Raw genomic sequence first — 18515 nt, forward strand, 5'->3', positions numbered from 1 at the left:
TTACTCACCACATTTCTCTACTTTTTCCAATGAGAAGAAAATGCTTGTGCCTTCTCTAGGCTCACTTTCCGCCCAAATTTCTCCGCCATGTTCTTCCACAATTTGCTTCGCAATCGCTAAACCAAGTCCACTTCCACCTGTGCTAGAGTTTCGAGATTGCTCTGCACGATAAAACCGTTCAAAAATATAAGGAAGTGTATCAGATTCTATACCTGATCCATTGTCCATCACTTTCACAATAACTTTATCGTTATCACTCGATACTGTTACAGCAATTTTTTTCTCTTCTTTATCCATGTATTTCACACTATTATGAATTAAATTTGATATCACTCTATTTATCTTTTCGCAATCAGCCGTTACATATAGTGGTGATGGATGTAATTGTAAGTACACTTCTATACCTTCTTCACTTAAATCCATCTGCATCTCTTCTATTAATTCCTGCATAAACATATTTAATTCAACCGTTTCAAACTGGAATGGGACTCGATTCAAATCGAGCTTCGAAAATAAAAATAGTTCATCAATGAGTGTATCCATATGTTTTGCTTTCGTATGAATCGTTGTTAAATACTTATCCATTTTTTCCGGGGTATTTGCTACCCCGTCCTTTATTCCTTCCACATATCCGATAATAGATGTAATCGGTGTTTTCAAATCATGGGAGATGTTTGAAATGAGCTCTTTTCGATTTTCTTCATACTGCGTTTGTACTTCAATCGACTCTTTTAACTTCTTCCTCATTTCCTCAAACCCTTGATTCAATTGACCTATTTCATCATGTGATGTAACTGGAATTTGAAATTCTAAATTCCCTTCTTTAATTCTCTCCGTCGCATCTTTCAATACAAAGATTGGTTTTATCACACTTTTTGAGACGAAATAGCTTACTAACCCAATGAGCAAAATGGCTAACAGTAAAAGTGCTACGAACAAAATCGGAAATAATTTTTGTGTAAGATCTACAAACGAACTTTGCTTTTTTAGTACAAATATACTCCCTTCTTCATTATTTTGAAAAGAAAAATCAAATTTTACATACCGATAAAATGTATCGCCTAGTTCCGTTGTACCACGACTATTAATATTTGCTGCTTCAAATTTCGGAAGGGCTTCTGTTACAGTCGAACTTTCAAAACCCTTTGTAGCATAAGAAATGGTTTCTCCCTTTCTTACAACTATTTTCACACCTTCTTTTTCAAGTGATGCAACGAACGATTCATCTAATAGTTGATATTGATGTTGCTTTGCCGCTCCTTTCAATTCAAGATACGCATTCTCTTCTTCTGGAGTCAGCGGCTTTTGAATATAAGAACTTTTATAAAAATTTTTCACTGCTTCCAAGTCACCTGTTATGGAAAATACAATTAAAAATCCCGCAACTAAAATAAGCGTAATGGAGACGAGAATAACAGCGATATAAGAAAATAAAAATCTTGTTTTAATAGACATCATTTACATCCTCACTTTATCACGCTATTTGTGGGCAGTAAGACTTCCACCTCAAAATTCGGTTAAAACAAAAAGTTAGATGAAAGTCGGGCTACCCGTAAACGCCCGATTGATTCAACTTTCATATTCATAAGCATAAAAATATATGTTCAATTACTCAAGCGATTTTATAGTAATTTTAGCGTCAGTTTATAAAAATTTAATGTTCTTATTTTACAGTTGAAATTAGGAGGTTGAAATTCCATGTTCAAAAAAACATTAAGCATGATATGTTGTGTAATTTTTTTACAAGGATGCTCGCAAGAACAAGAAGTAAAAAAGGAGATGACAAACATGGAGACTGCACTACTAGCAGCTACTGAAAAAAACGAAACGAACACTGTTATATCTTTATTAAAACAAGGAGCAAATATAAATGCAACGGATAGTCAAGGACGCACCCCGCTTATGATTGCCACATACAAAAATGATATAAAGACCGCGAAAGCTCTTATCGATGCTGGCGCCGATGTAAATATCCAAGATAATATAAAAAACAATCCATTTCTATACGCCGGTGCGGAAGGTTACTTAGACATTTTAAAACTAACAATTGATGCTGGTGCGGATCCAGCACTTACGAATCGTTACGGTGGAACAGCTCTTATCCCAGCCTCAGAACATGGCTATATTACTGTTATAAAAGAACTCCTCACGCGAACAAATATCGATGTAAACCATGTCAATAATCTCGGATGGACAGCTTTAATGGAAGCTATCGTACTAAGTAACGGCGATGAAACACAACAACAAGTCATTCGCCTGCTCATTGAACACGGCGCAGATGTAAACATTCCCGATAATGATGGTGTCACCCCACTAGAGCATGCTCGTGCTCATAATTTTGAAGAGATAGAGAAGATTCTAGTAGAAGGACGTAAGTAAAAAGCTAACTTTTGCCTTCCTCCCCCACCCTATGCTACATTTAACCCGTTACATCAATATTGATAGGGTGGGAATACAAATGAATAAACCTAAAATTGGGATGATTGGACTTGGAAGTATTGCACAAAAGGCATATCTTCCAACACTTACGAAAGAATTAGATTGGCATTTTGTTGGGGCATTTACACCTAACGCGGAAAAAAGAAAACAAATTTGTCAGCAATACCGTATTCAAGACTTTCATTCTATTGAAACGTTAGCTTCAGAATGTGATGCAGTTTTCGTTCATAGTTCCACTGCTACACATTATGAAATCGTTTCTGAACTTCTGAAAAAAGGAATCGATGTTTATGTAGATAAGCCGTTAGCAGCTACAGTAGAACAAGCTGAAAAACTAGTCGAATTGAGCGAAAAATACAATCGAAAATTAATGGTCGGATTTAACCGCCGCTTCGTTCCTATGTACGTTGCTGCAAAAGAACAGGCTAATGCTATTTCATGGATTCGAATTGAAAAACACCGTACAAATAAAGTGGGGCCAAATACGTACGACTTTACTATGTTAGATGATTATTTACATATTGTAGATACTGCTCGCTGGTTAGCTAATGATGACCTTAACGTCGTTCATAATATGATGCAAATAAATGAGAAAAATGAACTTCTTTACGGCCATCATACATATAAAACAACAAACGGACTATTACTTTCAACAGCAATGCACCGCCATGCTGGTACAAATTTAGAACAAATTGAACTTGTAACAGCAGGAAAAATCATTCGCGTAAAAAATATGAATACATTTGAAATCGAACAGGAAAATTCCGTTTCACAAAGCGGTTCTCCCTCATGGGAAACGACGTTAAAGCAGCGTGGTTTTGAAGATGCTGTTCATCATTTTATTGAATGTGTACACGGAGATACGAAGCCTGTTGTAGATGGATTAGAAGGATTAAAAACGCAACAAATGCTACAAACTCTACTTGACAAAGTAAATAAAAATTAAAACGGATACATTTTTCAGAATTTACTTTCATTCCCATTTCCCCTTTATTTCTCTCGTAAATTTCTATAGAATATGTTGATAGGAATTATAAATTTCATAATGAAACGTGGAAAGGATGGGATTAACACATGTGGAACGAGTTTAAAAAGTTCGCTTTCAAAGGGAATGTAATTGATTTAGCTGTCGGGGTTGTAATCGGTGCTGCATTCGGTAAAATCGTTAGTTCTTTAGTAAAAGATATCATCACACCATTACTTGGTATGGTATTAGGTGGCGTTGACTTTACAGATTTAAAAATCACATTTGGTAAGTCATCTATTATGTATGGTAACTTCATCCAAACAATTTTTGACTTCTTAATTATTGCAGCAGCTATCTTTATGTTTGTTAAAGTATTCAACAAACTAACTTCTAAAAGAGAAGAAGAAAAAACAGAAGAAATTCCAGAACCAACAAAAGAAGAAGAACTTCTTGGCGAAATTCGCGACTTATTAAAACAACAAAATTCTTCTAAAGATAGAGCATAATTGAACGGATAAAAAGGCATGCCCCTCTCGGGACATGCCTTTTTTATATGTTATAACGTTTCCGAATTCATATGAATAAATAAAATAATACCAGCAACCATAAGTACCATAATACTACCTGCAAATAGTGTAATACCGATGAACATTAAACTTGTGCTCATGTCCACTGATACACTTTCAGTAAAAATAGAAATTACATACGTGATAAGGGCAATTCCTGCAAGAATACTTCCTGGAACAAATCGCTTTAAGCCATTTTGTTTTAACGTCATATATGCAAAAAAAGCAGTCGTGCAAAGCGTAATTATCCAAAGAATGATCATCTTTTCTCCCCCCTCACAAACCTTTTCTTTCTATTATACATGACATTGCCCTATAATAGTTGAATTTGCACTTATGTGACATATAACAAGGGATCCTATTCTATATTATAGCCTAGAATAACATTGCAGGAAGAAAATCGATTTTCGTTACAAATAAATGGTTGTTTTTCCCTTTTGTTGATATAATTGTTATATAGAAATATTCTTTGTAAGGGAGTGTTCATAATGATATGGATTTCACTAATCGTATTAGCCTATTTCATCATTCTCGTCCCAATACAGTATAACTACATTAAGATGTTCAAAGAAAAACAGCAAAAAATGAATGTCGCACAAAATGAACTATACGACAAAATGTCTTATGAAGAATCCCAAGTACATTACCATTATCAAAGTAACGTATTTACAATACCAGCTTCACTTGTAGCAAGTATTGTTTATAAAGTGAAACATTCGGCATAAGGAGATTTCCCAAATGTACGCTGTAAAATTATTGTTTGAATCTGTTCATTCAGGTGAGCCTAATCCTAGTAAGATAGATGAGCATTATGAAGAGAATCACGATACGCTTTTTGAAGAAAGTATCATTCTCGTTAAAGCGAACAGTTTAGAGGAAGCTCATGATCTAGGGAAAAAGATCGCTATACAATCAGAAAATACGTACGATAATGTATACGATCAACAAGTAACATGGAAGTTTCAAAAAGTACTTCATGTTTTTGAGTTAGATGAAACGCCATTTGAAACAGGAAAAGAATTGTACGCAAGATTTTTACACGTTAAGAAAAATGAAACTGTAGATACAGTAGTTAAAAAATACTATCCTGAATATGAATAAAAGCTCACAGCAATCGCTGTGAGCTTTTTTATACTTACTTCGTTGAATCTCTAAATTGGATACGGTGAGGTAAGATAACAGTGTGATCTTCCACTTTTTCTTTGTTCATATACTTTGTTAATAAACGCATTGCTACTGCACCGATATCATACATTGGCTGTACAACTGTTGAAAGCTGCGGGCGTACCATTAGTGCAAGGCGTGTATTATCGAAACCAAGTACTTCTATATCCGTTGGTACGTTTAATCCAGCATCTTGAGCTGCGTGGATTACACCTAGTGCCATTTCATCAGAAGATACGAAGATAGCTGTTGGCTTTTCATCCATACTCCAAAGCTTTTCGAATGCTTCGATACCTGAATCATATGTGTAATCTCCATCGATTACAAGATTTTCATCATATGAAATACTTGCTTCTTCTAAAGCTTTTTTATAACCTTGTAACTTTTTAGCGCTTCCCGCTTTATCAATGAAAGGACCAGAGACGAAACCGATACGTTTATGTCCTTGCTCAATAAAGTGCTTCATTGCATCGTAAGCTGCTTGTGTATAATCAATATTTACTGATGGCGTTTCATTTTGCTCATCAAATGATGCTGCTAATACAATCGGTACTGGAGACTTTTTAAATTCTTCAATGTGAATGTCTGTAATATCTTCACCCATGAAAACAATTCCGTCTACTTGTTTTCCAAGCATCGTATTTAATAAATGGAACTCTTTCTCTTTGTTTTGGTCAGAGTTACTTAAAATGATGTTATATTTGTACATTGTTGCGATATCTTCAATTCCACGAGCAAGTTCTGCATAAAACGTATTTGAGATATCAGGAATAATAACACCCACTGTAGTTGTCTTCTTACTTGCTAGTCCACGTGCTACCGCATTTGGGCGGTATCCTAAACGATCAATTGCTTCTAATACTTTCTTTCTTGTTGTAGGCTTTACATTTGGGTTACCGTTCACAACGCGAGATACGGTAGCCATTGAAACGTTCGCTTCGCGCGCTACATCATAGATTGTTACGTTCATCTCATCGCACACTCCTTCTATTTTTGTTATCTATTTTTATGTATCGGTTACTTGAATGAAAAAAAGACATCAACTCTATTTGCAGATGCCACCAATCGTCCCGAGTTCTTCCTTTTACTAATGATACGATAAAAACGCAGGCTCATACAATATTTTCCCGCAAAAGTTTCGAAAAAATTCGCTTCTTTTCTCGTATTTTCGTATTTTTTATGAAAAAAAGGGTATTTTTTGTAAAAATATAGATGTTTCATAAGTAGAAACCGTATTTTAAACCGTACGATAGTAAATGAAATTGATATGAGCGATTTTTCAAATATATTGACCACACCTCAAATTATATCGGCGATTATCCGCATATTTCGACCACAACTCAAATTATATGAGCGATTTTTCGCATATATCGATTACAACTCAAATTATATGAACAATTTTTTAAACATATCGATTTACCAACAAAAATCGAACACAACAGGCACTATATAATAGAGAGGAAACTGTTCCAAAATGTTTTTTGGAATGCTTATTTCTTTTTTGTGATTTACTTCCAAATACTTTTAATTCTTTCATAAAGTCATTGAACTGTGAGATATTCATTTACTGCGCTGCATCTGCACCAATTGCCATCGCTGCTTTTGCAGCTGGTGGCAGAAGGTCACGTTGCCCTGTAGAATGCGTAACATCGACAACGATAGGTAAATGTGTTTCTTTCTTTAAAATCGATACAGCGGAGATATTAAGCGTATTACACGTCGCTCTTTCATACGTGCGAATACCTTGTTCACATAAAGACAACTTATTATAGCTGGTACATATACAATTATCACACGATATACCGCAATGAATTACTATAAAAAAACATCGAACATTTTCACTCACAATAAAAAAAGACAGTTTAAAACTGTCTTTTTTTACAAGAAGGAAACAAACGGTTTATCGCTGTTTTTCTCTTTTACAATAACTGCCTCGATTTTACTCTCGGACTTTATTTGTAATTGTACTTTCGCATCTTTAGGCAATTTCTCTAACATACCTTGAGCAGCCATTTGAGTAAGAGCCATTAATTCTGTTTTACCATTATATTTAATAACAATATTCATATTTAATGTATCCATTTGATTTTTCTTATAAGTAACTTTAGCATTAACTGGGATAAAATCTCCAGGAGAAAACTCTTTTATTGCCTTACCAAATTCACTTATTTTTGTATTATCTTCTCCATGTGCTTGTGTAAATTCATCAGAAGGATATGAATACGCTTTTTCATCGATTGTATTCCAACTTCCAAGGTTCGTATCATTTTTTTGAACGGTAGCACTAGCAATATACGTACCATTTTTTAACGAACTTGTACTTTCTTGTTTAAAAATAGCAAACGTAATTGGAGATTTGTTATATTTATCATTTTTATTAATAGCTTCTATAAGTTGTTTAGCAACTTCAGTACCTTTAGAAATGGCTTCTTCATTTGATACACTTGTAGACATAGATAAACCAATCATGACACCAGATAAACTTAATTCATTTGAATTCTGTTTCCCGAAATAGTCTTGTTCTATAATATTCGTTAAAACTGGTGCTTCTACTTTCGCGACTAGTTCATCAATTAACTTCTCTGGAATATACTGATTTAATTGTAATACGTGATTTTCTGTATCAAATTGTTGCATTGCAATATTCATTAAACCATTTTCATACTCTGCTAAATCTAATTTAGAATTTGTTTTTATATTAGCTGTATTAATAACCTTTTGTTCTTTTAAAGGAATAACAGTTCTATAATAATCTTTAGAAACAGCAGTTCTCGGAATCATACTTTTTTCTTTTGTATCTTTTTGTATAACTTCATCCTTCTTGCTAATCGTATTATTACTACAAGCTCCCAGTAATAAGCTTACGACTGCGAAGGATAATGCCATTTTCTTCATTACTTAAAACCCACTTTCAACAATCTAATTATTTAGTTTGAACTATTCATAGTGTACCATTAAATATATTTCAACAAAAACAAAAAAAGAAGCAAGCACCTTTAGCTTGCTTCTTTTTACTTTATATTCTCTTCTAAAGCATCTTTTTTAATATTCCAATGAGAAGTATTCCATACTACTAGCCCATCTTTTATGTATAACACTTGTGGTGATTCGTGCTTAATACTGTACTGTTCTGCAACACGATTCGAAACATCTCTCGCATCTTGCACGTATAAGTAATACGCTGGTACTTCTCTTTCTTCATTGCAGTACGCTTGAAACTCTGTGTATGCACCATGACTAATCGGACATGTCGTACTATGTTTAAAAAGAACATAAGGCTCGTTCTTTTCTACTAAGACTTCAAGCTCTTCAATTGTTTCAAGTTTTGTCATATTCATCAAGATTCACCTCTCATACGAAATCTAGAGCGCTTCTCGTTCTTTTCAGCTTTTTTCTCAATTTTTTCTAATTTACGCTCTTCTTTTTCAACCTTCTTCTCTTGTCTCGATGCACGGTAATGATTGTATACTTCAATCGCCGCACTACTCCACTGTACAACTTGCGCTACTTTATCTGCATTATTTTCAATTTCGTCCGTAACAGACTCTGATACATTACGAAGTTTCGTATTTAAAGAATGGATTGTTGTTCCAATTCCATCTACACCTGCTACCACTTTATTTAATGATTGCGACTTCTGTTGAATATCATCAGCTAACGCATTTGTTTTATGTAATAATTGCTCCGTCTCTACACTAATTCCTTGCATTTGCTTTTCTAAACCTTCTAACGTGCTCGCAACGTTTTCTAACGTCTTCTGAACCGATAACAACGTTCTACATACATACACTACTAACACAGCAAAAGCAACCGCGATAATAGCCGCACTTACATATAAAAGAACTTGCATTTCATCACTTCCTTTATCTTTTTTCATACTTTATCCTATTATACAATCATTTTCCGTTTCATTCTAATCCCTATCTTTTCATTAGAATTTTCATACTTATTCGTTAACTTTAACATAAATGATTCAACAAATTCCACTAAGTAGGTTACAATAAGAAAGGATACATAATTAGTAGGGAGGCTTTACATATGAAAGATCCACGCATTGAAAAGTTAGCATACAATTTAATTAACTACTCTATTCGCTTACAAAAAGGCGAGAAAGTATTAATTGAAAACTTTGGCTTACAAAAAGAACTTGTAACTGCACTTGTAAAAGAAGCATATGCAGCTGGTGGTTTCCCATTCGTTTCTTTAAAAGATCATCAAGTAGATCGCTCTTTATTAATGGGTGCTACTGAAGAACATTTTGAACAAATCGCCGCATATGAAGCGAGCGTAATGAAAGATATGGACGCTTATATCGGGCTTCGCTCTGGCGACAACATTAACGAACAAGCTGACGTTCCAAGTGAGCGCATGAAAGTTCACGGTCAAACAGTTGGTAAAAAAGTTCATAGAGACATCCGTGTTCCGAAAACACGCTGGGTTGTTCTTCGCTACCCAAATGCTTCTATGGCACAGCTTGCTAAAATGAGCACAGAAGCTTTCGAAGACTTCTACTTCGAAGTATGTAACTTAGACTACGGTAAAATGGATAAGGCGATGGATAGCCTTGTTACATTAATGAATAAAACAGATAAAGTTCGCCTAACTGGTCCTGGAACTGACTTAACATTCTCTATTAAAGACATTCCAGCTATTAAATGCTCAGGTCATTTAAACATTCCAGACGGTGAAGTATACTCTGCACCAGTTCGTGATTCTGTTAACGGTACAGTTTCTTACAACACACCATCTCCTTACAACGGTTATACATTTGAAAATGTACAACTTAAGTTTGAGAACGGCCAAATCGTTGAAGCAACTGCAAACGATTCAGAGCGCATTAACAAAATCTTTGATACAGACGAAGGTGCACGCTACGTTGGTGAATTCGCAATTGGCGTAAACCCATACATCTTACATCCAATGGGAGACATCCTATTCGATGAAAAAATCGATGGTAGCTTCCATTTCACTCCTGGACAAGCTTACGACGATGCATGGAACGGCAACAACTCTAACATCCACTGGGATTTAGTATGCATCCAGCGCCCTGAATATGGCGGCGGCGAAATTTACTTCGACGACGTACTAATCCGTAAAGACGGACGCTTCGTTGTATCTGAACTAGAAGCTTTAAATCCTGAGAACTTAAAATAATAATAAAAACGCTCGGGATTTTTTCCGAGCGTTTTTTTATCTTCACTCTATATTGAGCTACTTTTCTCCCTTTTTGTTTGCTGGAAGTGAAAATAATACAAAAGCGCCACTGCAATAGTACCAATCAATATCGGAACATATAAAGGCAGATCCCATTTCATATATACTCTAGTGCAGCCAACAATCACGAACAAAATTTCCAAGCAAAACAAAGGTTTTACATATTTCATTTCTTCCCTACCATTTCTATTTTCACATTTGGATTTTCTTTTTCTACAAGTGATACAAACTGCGTCATATCTTGCGGCATCGCAATCATATGTACTTTGTATGCATTCGTCGTAATTTCAAGGGACTTCCCAACTTGACGAATTATTCTTATCTCTTTCAATACGATATCATCATTTAAAATACCGTACTTTAGCACGCCATTTTCTACTTTATGTTTTTTAATAAATACTTCCCAAACGAGTGGTACATTTACAATAAAGCATAAACCCATCCCAATTAATGCTGACATCCACTGCTCTTTATTTGCGAAAAGCATGACAAGTGGATATACGAACATAAAAACTAACGTGAGACAAACGAAAATTACTACCGACTTACTTCTTTGAATCGGAATGTTCATACACGCACCCCCTAACTTAAATTATAACATTTTTTTCCATTTTAGTTCATAAAAAAAGGCCATTTCTACATGACCTTTTTCACAATGTACCTATAAAATTTCTTATCTACCTGTAACACTGGAAATTTTTTCGGCAACTTGTCTATACTCACACTTTGAAAACCATTCTTTTCATAAAAACGATGTGCAGCTAAAAATTTCACTGTTGTTCCTAAGTAAATATCCTTCAATTTTTTATCCTCAGCCCATGAAATTGCTTTTTGAAGCAACATATGTGAGGCGCCCCATTCTTTTCCACGAAACTCTTTTTGTACGAACATTTTTCTTAGCGCTACTTGATGATTCTCAATATCTAATAAAGCTACTGTTCCAACTACTTTACCATCATAAATTGCTACCCAAAAGTTTCCGTGATCCTTTTGATAGAATGTTTCTATTTCAAGTAAATCAGGTTGCTCTTCTTTCGTAATGGGAACATTATACTCTTTTTGCTGAATATGAACGATAAGATCTACTACTTCCTCTTGAAACGTACTTTCATACGGAATAATACGAATCTTCTCGTTCATCGAATATCCTTCCATTCTGAAGCTAGTAAACTATATACAGCGATATCATGAAAATGATCATATATCCATTCATCATCTCTTAAAATACCATCTAATGTAAACCCTAAACGTTCTGGAATCGCGCGGCTTTTCACATTTTCAACACCGCACCTGATTTCAACTTTATTCAGCTTTAAATTTTCAAATGCATAATGAAGTACAGCCTTTACGCTACGCGTCATAATGCCTTTCCCACCAGCATCTTCTGTAAGATAATATCCAAGACTCGTCGCTTTCTTCCCCCAGCTTACCGGATGAATTCCTACCATTCCAACGAGCTTTCCTTTGTAACGTATACCACTTTCAAAACCGTTTCCCTCTGCAAATTTCTTTAACCACATCGGAAAAATCTCATCATAAGCATCAGCAGATTTCGTTCCATCTACCCAAGGGAGCCATCTTCTTAAATGGTTACGATTTTGATCTAATAATTCATATAATTCCTCTTTATGATGTTTTTCTAATAGTTGTAGTTCAATTTCATCATCTACTCTGAGTGTGAACATGTTTTTTAACCCCTTTTTATTTTTCTTATTATTCTAACATCTCAAAATAAAAAATGTTAAATATTCACACTTTCTTTTGATTTTATTTGTATAAAACCGGAAGAATACAATACTCCCGTAACAACTAATATCATCCCTATACATTGTGCGGGTGTTATATTTACTCCTTCTATAAAAGAAATAAGCATTGTAACAACAGGCACTAAATTAAAAAATAAAGATGTTCTCGCTGCACCAATTTGAACAATTCCATTATTCCACCATAAGTAACCAAGCACACTCATTCCCATTGCCATGAAGAGAATCGCTCCCCAAGCTAATAAAGGAACCTCCGAAACGGGTACTATACTTTTTTGCGTGGAAGATATCATAATAAAGGCAAGCGCACCAATCGTCATCGTATATGTCGTCGTTTGTATTGGGCTACCAGCTTTAATAAATCTTCTGCCTAGTACACCGTATAACGCCCAACAAATATTCCCTAGTATAATATAAAAATCCCCTTTAGAAAATGATAAATGTTGTAGTGCGGTAAACGAGCCTTGTGTAAGCACAAAAACAACACCAAGTAGCGCAAGTAACATTCCAATTACTTGGCTCTTCACTATTTTCTCTCGTAAAATGACACTTGCTAATAACGTCGTAACGAGCGGATTTGTCGACATAATAAGTGCACCATTCATAGCTTCTGTATATTTCATTCCTAAAAAGAAAAAGAAGTTAAAGCCGAATACACCAACTATACCAAGCAAAAGGTAATAAGCCCTATTCTGTCTCCATACTTCCCACTCAAAATCTTTTCGTATTTTTAATAGACATAACATCACAAGTGCAGCAATTCCAAAGCGCCATGCCGCTATATGAATCGCTTCGAAATACTGCACCGCATATTTCGAAGCGTTAAATGTCCCACCAGTAAATATCGCAAATCCTAACAGCTGCGCATATACTTTATTCTTCATTGTCAGCCTCCGAGTTTTTCTCTTCTAAAAAACCGTAATAAATTTCTAATTTCTCTTCTGTTAGTTGAACTACTTTTTGCAATTGTTCCTGTTGTTCTTTTAACCGCTCTAAGTGAGTTGTTAAAATTAAAATTCTCTTTTTTACTTTCGTAGGTACTTCCTCTTTCCGCTGCTTGATTTCCTCTATAATACATCCATCACTTGCAAACTCAGCGATTTCTTCTAATGACATTCCAGTTTGCTTTAATGAATATAAGAATTTTAATAGACGCACATCACCTTCTGTATACTGACGAATGCCGCTATTTCGCGTTGGTGGTGGTAATAAACCTAACTTCTCATAATAGCGCAAAGTATGAATCCCCATCCCTGTTAACTCTGCTACTTCACCGATTTTATACATGTTCTCTCCCCCTTGTTTTTACATATTTATCTTACAACCTAGAGTTAACTCTAGGTCAATACGCAAATAAAATGAAACTTTAATCAGTGGGAGTTTTACTGCCCACAAATAGCGGGATAAAATATGAACACAACAAAAAAGACGCACAGCCAAGCTATGCGTCTTTTCTATTACTTCTCTGCAACTTGAACTTCTTTTACGTAAGCTGCTTCGAATTTTTGGATGTCTCCTGCGCCCATGAAAATTAGAACGCCGTTTTTATGTTTCTTTAATACATCCGTTGTTGTATCTGTAATTAGTTCTGCACCATCAATACGCTTTTGCAGATCTTCGATTGTTAAGTCACCTTTGTTTTCACGTGCTGATCCGAAAATATCACATAAGTATACTTGGTCAGCTTTGCTTAGGCTTTCTGCGAACTCATCTAAGAACTTTTCTGTACGTGAGAATGTATGTGGCTGGAATACAGCGACAACTTCACGCTCTGGGTGTTTTTGACGAGCAGCTTCAATCGTTGCGTTAATTTCTGTCGGATGGTGTGCGTAGTCATCGATGATAACTTGCTCTCCCATCGGCTTTTCATTAAAGCGACGTTTTACGCCTTCAAAAGTTGTTAATTGATGTTTAACTGCTTCTACATCAACATTTTCGTAATGGCAAAGCGCAATTACTGCTAATGCATTTAATACGCTGTGGTTGCCGTATCCTGTAATTTTGAACGTGTCATAGTACGTATTACGAACGAATACATCGAATATTGTACCATCTGTTCTCTTTTGAATGTTACGTGCTTGGAAATCATTATCTTCTCCAAATCCATAGAAAATAACAGGTACTTTCGCTTGAATTTTTTGAAGTTCTTCATCATCACCACATGCAATAATACCCTTTTTCACTTGCAATGCCATCTCTTGGAATGCACCAAATACATCATTGATGTCTGCAAAATAATCTGGATGATCAAAATCAATATTTGTCATAATTGCATAGTCTGGATTGTAAGACAAGAAATGACGACGATACTCACAAGCTTCAAATACAAAATACTTACTATTTTCTACCCCATGCCCAGTTCCATCTCCAATAAGGTAAGATGTCGGGTGTGCACCTTGCATTACATGGGCTAACAAACCTGTTGTTGATGTTTTTCCATGTGCACCAGTTACAGCAACACTTGTGTATTGGTTCATAAGGTCACCTAAAAAGTGGTGGTAACGATGTACTGGGATGTTTAATTCTTTCGCTGCTACGATTTCTTCATGCGTATCAGGGAATGCATTTCCTGCAATAATCACTTGTCCTTCTTTAACATTATTTTTATCAAAAGGAAGGATTGAGATATTACGCTTTTCCAACGCTGTTTGTGTAAAGAAACGCTTTTCATAATCAGACCCTTGAACAGTATGCTTCATGTCATGAAGAATTTGTGCTAATGAACTCATTCCTGTTCCTTTAATTCCTACAAAATGGTAAACTGTCATCTTAAAGAACCTCCAACATTTCGAACTAATACAACGGCCTATCTATAAGACAGTATATGAATCTTTTCTTATTTTGGTAATCATCATACATTTTGATGTAGTGAAGTTATTCTTTCTCTTCACTTATCAGGATAAACTCGTACGTACTTCTTTGTATGCCCATATCAAGTCCATTATAGCAAAAAAGAAGCCGCTATACTATGATAACAGAAAAACTGATAGGGTCAATCACCTATCAGTTTTTCTCTCTTTTACATATCTTCTCTTGTTTCTAATTGAACACGCTCTAGACGTGGGTTTGGACGATATTTACGGCCAGCTTTCGCTTCTGGTTTTCCATTTAATTCTACGTTATCACCAGTAAAGCCAATATTCATTTTTAATAAGCTACTTCCTACCCCGTATATATCCACAGGCACGTTTTGAGCTTCAAATTCACGAATACGCTTCTCATCAAATCCACCAGTTACAACGATGTCTACATGCTGGAATCCTTCCTCATCAAGTGCTTTACGAAGTGCAAATACAAGCGATGGGTTTACACCACGTGGATCGAATGTTCCAAGTACTTCTGGGTGACGAATGAAGTATTGATCAATCATTGTACGAGACGTATCGACACGCACGCCTTTTAATGTTGATCCAAATTCACGCGCTACGCGAAGTGCATCTGTAATGACATCATTATTGTAATCAATTAATACAACTAATTCATCTTCTGGGAATTTCTTATGATATGCTTTTGCGGCTTCCACAACATCACCATTAAACATTTGAATTAATGCGTGAGGCATCGTCCCCATACCACTTCTGCCCCACCATTCATTCATCGCATGCGTCGCTTGTGCGCTCATACCTCCGATGTATGCTGCATAACCGTCACCAGCTTGTTGTGTATAATGATCGTCACGGTCTCCCATGAAAATAACTGGTTTTTCTTTATCTACACTACGTGCAGCTTGGACAACGTTATATACGTTTGTCGCAACCGATGTACGACGAGCTAAAATCCCATCAATGACACCTTCTAAAAATCCGAAATTTTCATAAGGACCATGAATTGTTAACACTGTTTCAAATGGACTAATATTATCGCCATCTTTTAAAGAGTTAATTTCAAGTTCCTCAGGATTTTTAGCGAATGTTTGCAGCAATGCAATTACTTCATCTGTTCCGCAAAGAACTGCATTTTCCTTTTGGAAAAATTGCATCGTTACAATACTTTTCGGGCGAAATTCTTCAATGATTTCTCTAGTCTTTAAAAAGTAAACGGCAGAGAACCAACCTTCTCCAACACGTTCGTCAAATTTAAATGTTCTATTTGTTAGTCTATTTATTTCACCTTTTAATTTTAATTCAATTTCTTTCATGTCGCTTTACTCCCTACTTTACTATCCAACATTTTCTCTTAGTATACAGCAAAACCGTTTACTATATATTTGTTTCCTGCATAGCAGCGAATTCATCCTCAGAAATAAGGACATCTCTCGGTTTCGTTCCTCTTCCTTCAGAAATAATCCCTTGCGATTCCATCTCTTCAATGAGACGTGCCGCGCGATTATAACCGATGCGGAATTTTCGCTGTACAGAAGATGTGGACGCTCCCCCTTGTTCTACAACAAATTGACATGCATCTAAAAATAGTTCATCTTCCGACTCACTCTGTTCTGATTTTGCTAATAAATCCTCTTGCTTAAATAAGTAATTCGGCTTCATTTGCTTTTTCACATGATCAACTGTTTTTTCAATCTCATCATCCGATACATATACACCTTGTACACGAACTGGCTTAGATGTACCGTTCCCTAAGAATAACATATCACCACGGCCAAGTAATTTTTCCGCGCCACCAATATCGATAATCGTACGCGAATCAACTTGAGATGATACAGTGAACGCTATACGCGTTGGAATATTTGATTTAATTAAACCTGTAATAACATCTACCGATGGACGCTGCGTCGCAACTAATAAGTGAATACCACAAGCACGAGCTTTTTGGGCAATACGACAAATCGCTTCCTCAACATCACCAGGTGCCACCATCATTAAATCAGCTAACTCGTCAATGACGATAACAATGTAAGGTAATGTCTCACCCGGAATTTCTCGCTCGCTTACAATCGTATTATAACGCGTTAAATCACGAGCACCAGCATGCGCGAACAATTCATAACGGCGTTCCATCTCTTCAACTGCCCACTTTAATGCAGCGGTAGCTGCTTTTACATCCGTAATAACAGGTGCTACAAGATGCGGAACAGAATTATATGGTGCAAGCTCAACCATCTTCGGATCAATTAGTATTAACTTCACTTCATGTGGCTTCGCTTTATATAAAATACTCGTTAAAATTGCGTTAATACACACACTTTTACCAGAACCCGTTGCACCCGCAATAAGTCCGTGTGGCATTTTTCGAATATCGGTTACAATTGGATCACCAGAAATATCAAGTCCAAGCGCAACAGTAAGTGGTGATTCACTCTTTGTAAACACAGGACTTCTTAAAATTTCACGAAGAAATACTGGCTTACTTTCTTTATTTGGAACTTCAATTCCAATCGCACTCTTCCCTGGAATTGGTGCTTCAATACGAATATCTTTCGCAGCTAAACTCAGCTTAATATCATCACTTAAGTTTGTAATTTTATTTACTTTCACACCTGGATCTGGCTGTACTTCAAAACGAGTTACTGCCGGCCCTTGCGATACATTAATAACATGTGCTCCAACATGGAAATTATTAAACGTTGTATCTAACAATTCTTTTTGCTCTTCCAACCATTCCGTATTATCTAACGCTGACTGTTGCGGGATTGACAATAATGCTAATGGCGGAACGGTATATGTTGGTGGTGTTTGTAATACATTTCGCATATCGTTCTCTCTTTGATTTACAACATATGCTTTCTCTTGTGGTTCTGTACTTGAACTTGGCTTTTGTACTTGCCCTGCAACCATTTGTTGTACTGGTCTTTCTTCCACTCGTGATTCTACTACCATTTGTTGCACTGGTTGTTCTTCCATTCGTGATTCTACTACCATTTGTTGCGCTGGTTGTTCTTCCACTTGTGGTTCTACTACCACTTGCTGCATTGGCTTTTCTTCCACTTGTGGCTCTACTACCACTTGCTGCATTGGCTTTTCTTCCACTTGTGGTTCTACTACCACTTGCTGCATTGGTTTCTCTTCCACTTGTGGTTCTACTACCACTTGTTGCACTGGTTGTTCTTCCACTCGTGGTTCTACTACCATTTGTTGCGTTGGTTGTTCTTCCACTCGTGGTTCTACTACCATTTGTTGCGTTGGTTGTTCTTCTAATTGGTGTACAGGCTTATTCTCTACTCGCTCACTCATAGAAGATTGCATTGCACTCGTTCTAGCCGCATGTCTTTCCATTAATCGCGTTCTGTCTTGTTTCAACATAACAACATTAAATGGTACATGACGCTTTTTCTCACGTTTTGGCTCTTCTTTTTGCACAATTGGTTGTTCTTTAGCGACTGGCCCTTCTTCTACAACTGGTTGTTCTTCAGCGGCTGGCCCTTCTTCTGCAACTGGTTGTTCTTCAGCGACTGGCCCTTCTTCTACAACTGGTTGTTCTTCAGCGACTGGCCCTTCTTCTACAACT

21 protein-coding genes and 1 pseudogene are annotated in these 18515 nt (G+C 36.1%); 6 read left to right on the forward strand and 16 right to left on the reverse strand.

The features are described 5' to 3' along the window. Positions 1–1455, reverse strand: a complete 1455-nt coding sequence (locus tag G9F74_RS10825; protein WP_000023853.1) for a sensor histidine kinase — start codon at positions 1453–1455, stop codon at positions 1–3. Positions 1456–1698: 243 nt separating this feature from the next. On the opposite strand from G9F74_RS10825, the gene G9F74_RS10830 reads away from it, so the two are divergent. The 3 genes from G9F74_RS10830 to mscL all read left to right on the forward strand — a co-directional run bounded on the left by G9F74_RS10830 (position 1699) and on the right by mscL (position 3912). After that, a complete protein-coding gene (locus G9F74_RS10830; RefSeq protein ID WP_000475135.1) occupies positions 1699–2379 on the forward strand; it encodes an ankyrin repeat domain-containing protein in 681 nt (226 codons plus the stop codon). Between the two features lie 79 nt (positions 2380–2458). After that, the gene (locus G9F74_RS10835; protein ID WP_016109221.1) at positions 2459–3385 is read left to right on the forward strand and encodes a Gfo/Idh/MocA family protein; all 927 of its coding nucleotides are present in this window, start codon (positions 2459–2461) and stop codon (positions 3383–3385) included. 128 nt (positions 3386–3513) lie between these two features. After that, positions 3514–3912: a large-conductance mechanosensitive channel protein MscL gene (gene mscL, locus G9F74_RS10840; protein ID WP_000267005.1), complete on the forward strand. Its 399-nt coding sequence runs from the start codon at positions 3514–3516 to the stop codon at positions 3910–3912. A 50-nt stretch (positions 3913–3962) separates the two neighbouring features. On the opposite strand, the gene G9F74_RS10845 is transcribed toward mscL, so the two are convergent. Beyond that, on the reverse strand, positions 3963–4235 hold the full coding sequence (locus G9F74_RS10845) for a DUF3917 domain-containing protein (protein ID WP_000585028.1): 273 nt from the start codon (positions 4233–4235) through the stop codon (positions 3963–3965). A 225-nt stretch (positions 4236–4460) separates the two neighbouring features. Here G9F74_RS10845 and G9F74_RS10850 point away from each other — a divergent pair, with 225 nt between their 5' ends. Continuing rightward, positions 4461–4697 (forward strand): DUF3949 domain-containing protein, encoded by a 237-nt coding sequence (locus tag G9F74_RS10850; RefSeq protein WP_000637896.1) that lies wholly within the window; start codon positions 4461–4463, stop codon positions 4695–4697. A 13-nt stretch (positions 4698–4710) separates the two neighbouring features. Beyond that, positions 4711–5073 carry a DUF4288 domain-containing protein gene (locus tag G9F74_RS10855; RefSeq protein ID WP_000271416.1) on the forward strand — a complete coding sequence of 121 codons (363 nt, stop codon included), beginning with the start codon at positions 4711–4713 and terminating at the stop codon, positions 5071–5073. A gap of 34 nt (positions 5074–5107) precedes the next feature. On the opposite strand, the gene ccpA is transcribed toward G9F74_RS10855, so the two are convergent. From ccpA to G9F74_RS10880, 5 genes and pseudogenes are all read right to left on the reverse strand, one after another. After that, positions 5108–6106, reverse strand: coding sequence for a catabolite control protein A (gene ccpA, locus G9F74_RS10860; protein ID WP_001103299.1), 999 nt, complete (start codon positions 6104–6106; stop codon positions 5108–5110). Between the two features lie 594 nt (positions 6107–6700). Next, positions 6701–6919 (reverse strand): annotated as a pseudogene (locus G9F74_RS10865) (bifunctional 3-deoxy-7-phosphoheptulonate synthase/chorismate mutase); the annotation flags it as partial. A gap of 95 nt (positions 6920–7014) precedes the next feature. Next, the gene (locus tag G9F74_RS10870) at positions 7015–8031 is read right to left on the reverse strand and encodes a CamS family sex pheromone protein (RefSeq protein ID WP_000738035.1); all 1017 of its coding nucleotides are present in this window, start codon (positions 8029–8031) and stop codon (positions 7015–7017) included. Between the two features lie 116 nt (positions 8032–8147). Next, entirely contained in the window at positions 8148–8474 is a 327-nt protein-coding gene (gene ytxJ, locus G9F74_RS10875; protein ID WP_001057464.1) for a bacillithiol system redox-active protein YtxJ, read from the reverse strand. Further along, complete coding sequence (locus tag G9F74_RS10880) at positions 8474–8986, reverse strand: DUF948 domain-containing protein (protein WP_033657337.1); 513 nt, start codon at positions 8984–8986, stop codon at positions 8474–8476. Before G9F74_RS10880 ends, ytxJ begins: the two co-directional genes overlap by 1 nt. Positions 8987–9174: 188 nt before the next feature. Here G9F74_RS10880 and G9F74_RS10885 point away from each other — a divergent pair, with 188 nt between their 5' ends. After that, on the forward strand, positions 9175–10290 hold the full coding sequence (locus tag G9F74_RS10885; RefSeq protein WP_000654730.1) for an aminopeptidase: 1116 nt from the start codon (positions 9175–9177) through the stop codon (positions 10288–10290). A gap of 47 nt (positions 10291–10337) precedes the next feature. Here the strand turns inward: G9F74_RS10885 and G9F74_RS10890 are convergent, their stop codons facing one another. The 9 genes from G9F74_RS10890 to G9F74_RS10930 all read right to left on the reverse strand — a co-directional run. Further along, on the reverse strand, positions 10338–10520 hold the full coding sequence (locus G9F74_RS10890) for a hypothetical protein (RefSeq protein ID WP_044810179.1): 183 nt from the start codon (positions 10518–10520) through the stop codon (positions 10338–10340). Further along, on the reverse strand, positions 10517–10921 hold the full coding sequence (locus tag G9F74_RS10895; protein ID WP_001025038.1) for a PH domain-containing protein: 405 nt from the start codon (positions 10919–10921) through the stop codon (positions 10517–10519). The genes G9F74_RS10890 and G9F74_RS10895 overlap by 4 nt, the downstream gene beginning before the upstream one ends. A gap of 65 nt (positions 10922–10986) precedes the next feature. After that, entirely contained in the window at positions 10987–11490 is a 504-nt protein-coding gene (locus G9F74_RS10900) for a GNAT family N-acetyltransferase (protein WP_016109223.1), read from the reverse strand. Further along, positions 11487–12035 (reverse strand): GNAT family N-acetyltransferase, encoded by a 549-nt coding sequence (locus tag G9F74_RS10905; protein ID WP_000494651.1) that lies wholly within the window; start codon positions 12033–12035, stop codon positions 11487–11489. Before G9F74_RS10905 ends, G9F74_RS10900 begins: the two co-directional genes overlap by 4 nt. A gap of 56 nt (positions 12036–12091) precedes the next feature. Further along, positions 12092–12997, reverse strand: coding sequence for a DMT family transporter (locus tag G9F74_RS10910; protein ID WP_000792466.1), 906 nt, complete (start codon positions 12995–12997; stop codon positions 12092–12094). Next, positions 12987–13400 carry a MerR family transcriptional regulator gene (locus tag G9F74_RS10915; RefSeq protein WP_000276596.1) on the reverse strand — a complete coding sequence of 138 codons (414 nt, stop codon included), beginning with the start codon at positions 13398–13400 and terminating at the stop codon, positions 12987–12989. The genes G9F74_RS10910 and G9F74_RS10915 overlap by 11 nt, the downstream gene beginning before the upstream one ends. 170 nt (positions 13401–13570) lie before the next feature. Beyond that, positions 13571–14881 carry a UDP-N-acetylmuramate--L-alanine ligase gene (gene murC / locus G9F74_RS10920; protein ID WP_000219460.1) on the reverse strand — a complete coding sequence of 437 codons (1311 nt, stop codon included), beginning with the start codon at positions 14879–14881 and terminating at the stop codon, positions 13571–13573. Between the two features lie 251 nt (positions 14882–15132). Then, complete coding sequence (locus tag G9F74_RS10925) at positions 15133–16251, reverse strand: nicotinate phosphoribosyltransferase (RefSeq protein WP_000658377.1); 1119 nt, start codon at positions 16249–16251, stop codon at positions 15133–15135. 61 nt (positions 16252–16312) lie between these two features. Next, positions 16313–18515 (reverse strand): DNA translocase FtsK (locus G9F74_RS10930; RefSeq protein WP_260407570.1); only part of this gene is annotated, 2203 nt, incomplete at its 5' end.

The organism is Bacillus sp. EKM202B (assembly GCF_011066025.1).
In the GTDB taxonomy this organism is placed as follows: Bacteria; Bacillota; Bacilli; order Bacillales; family Bacillaceae_G; genus Bacillus_A; species Bacillus_A toyonensis.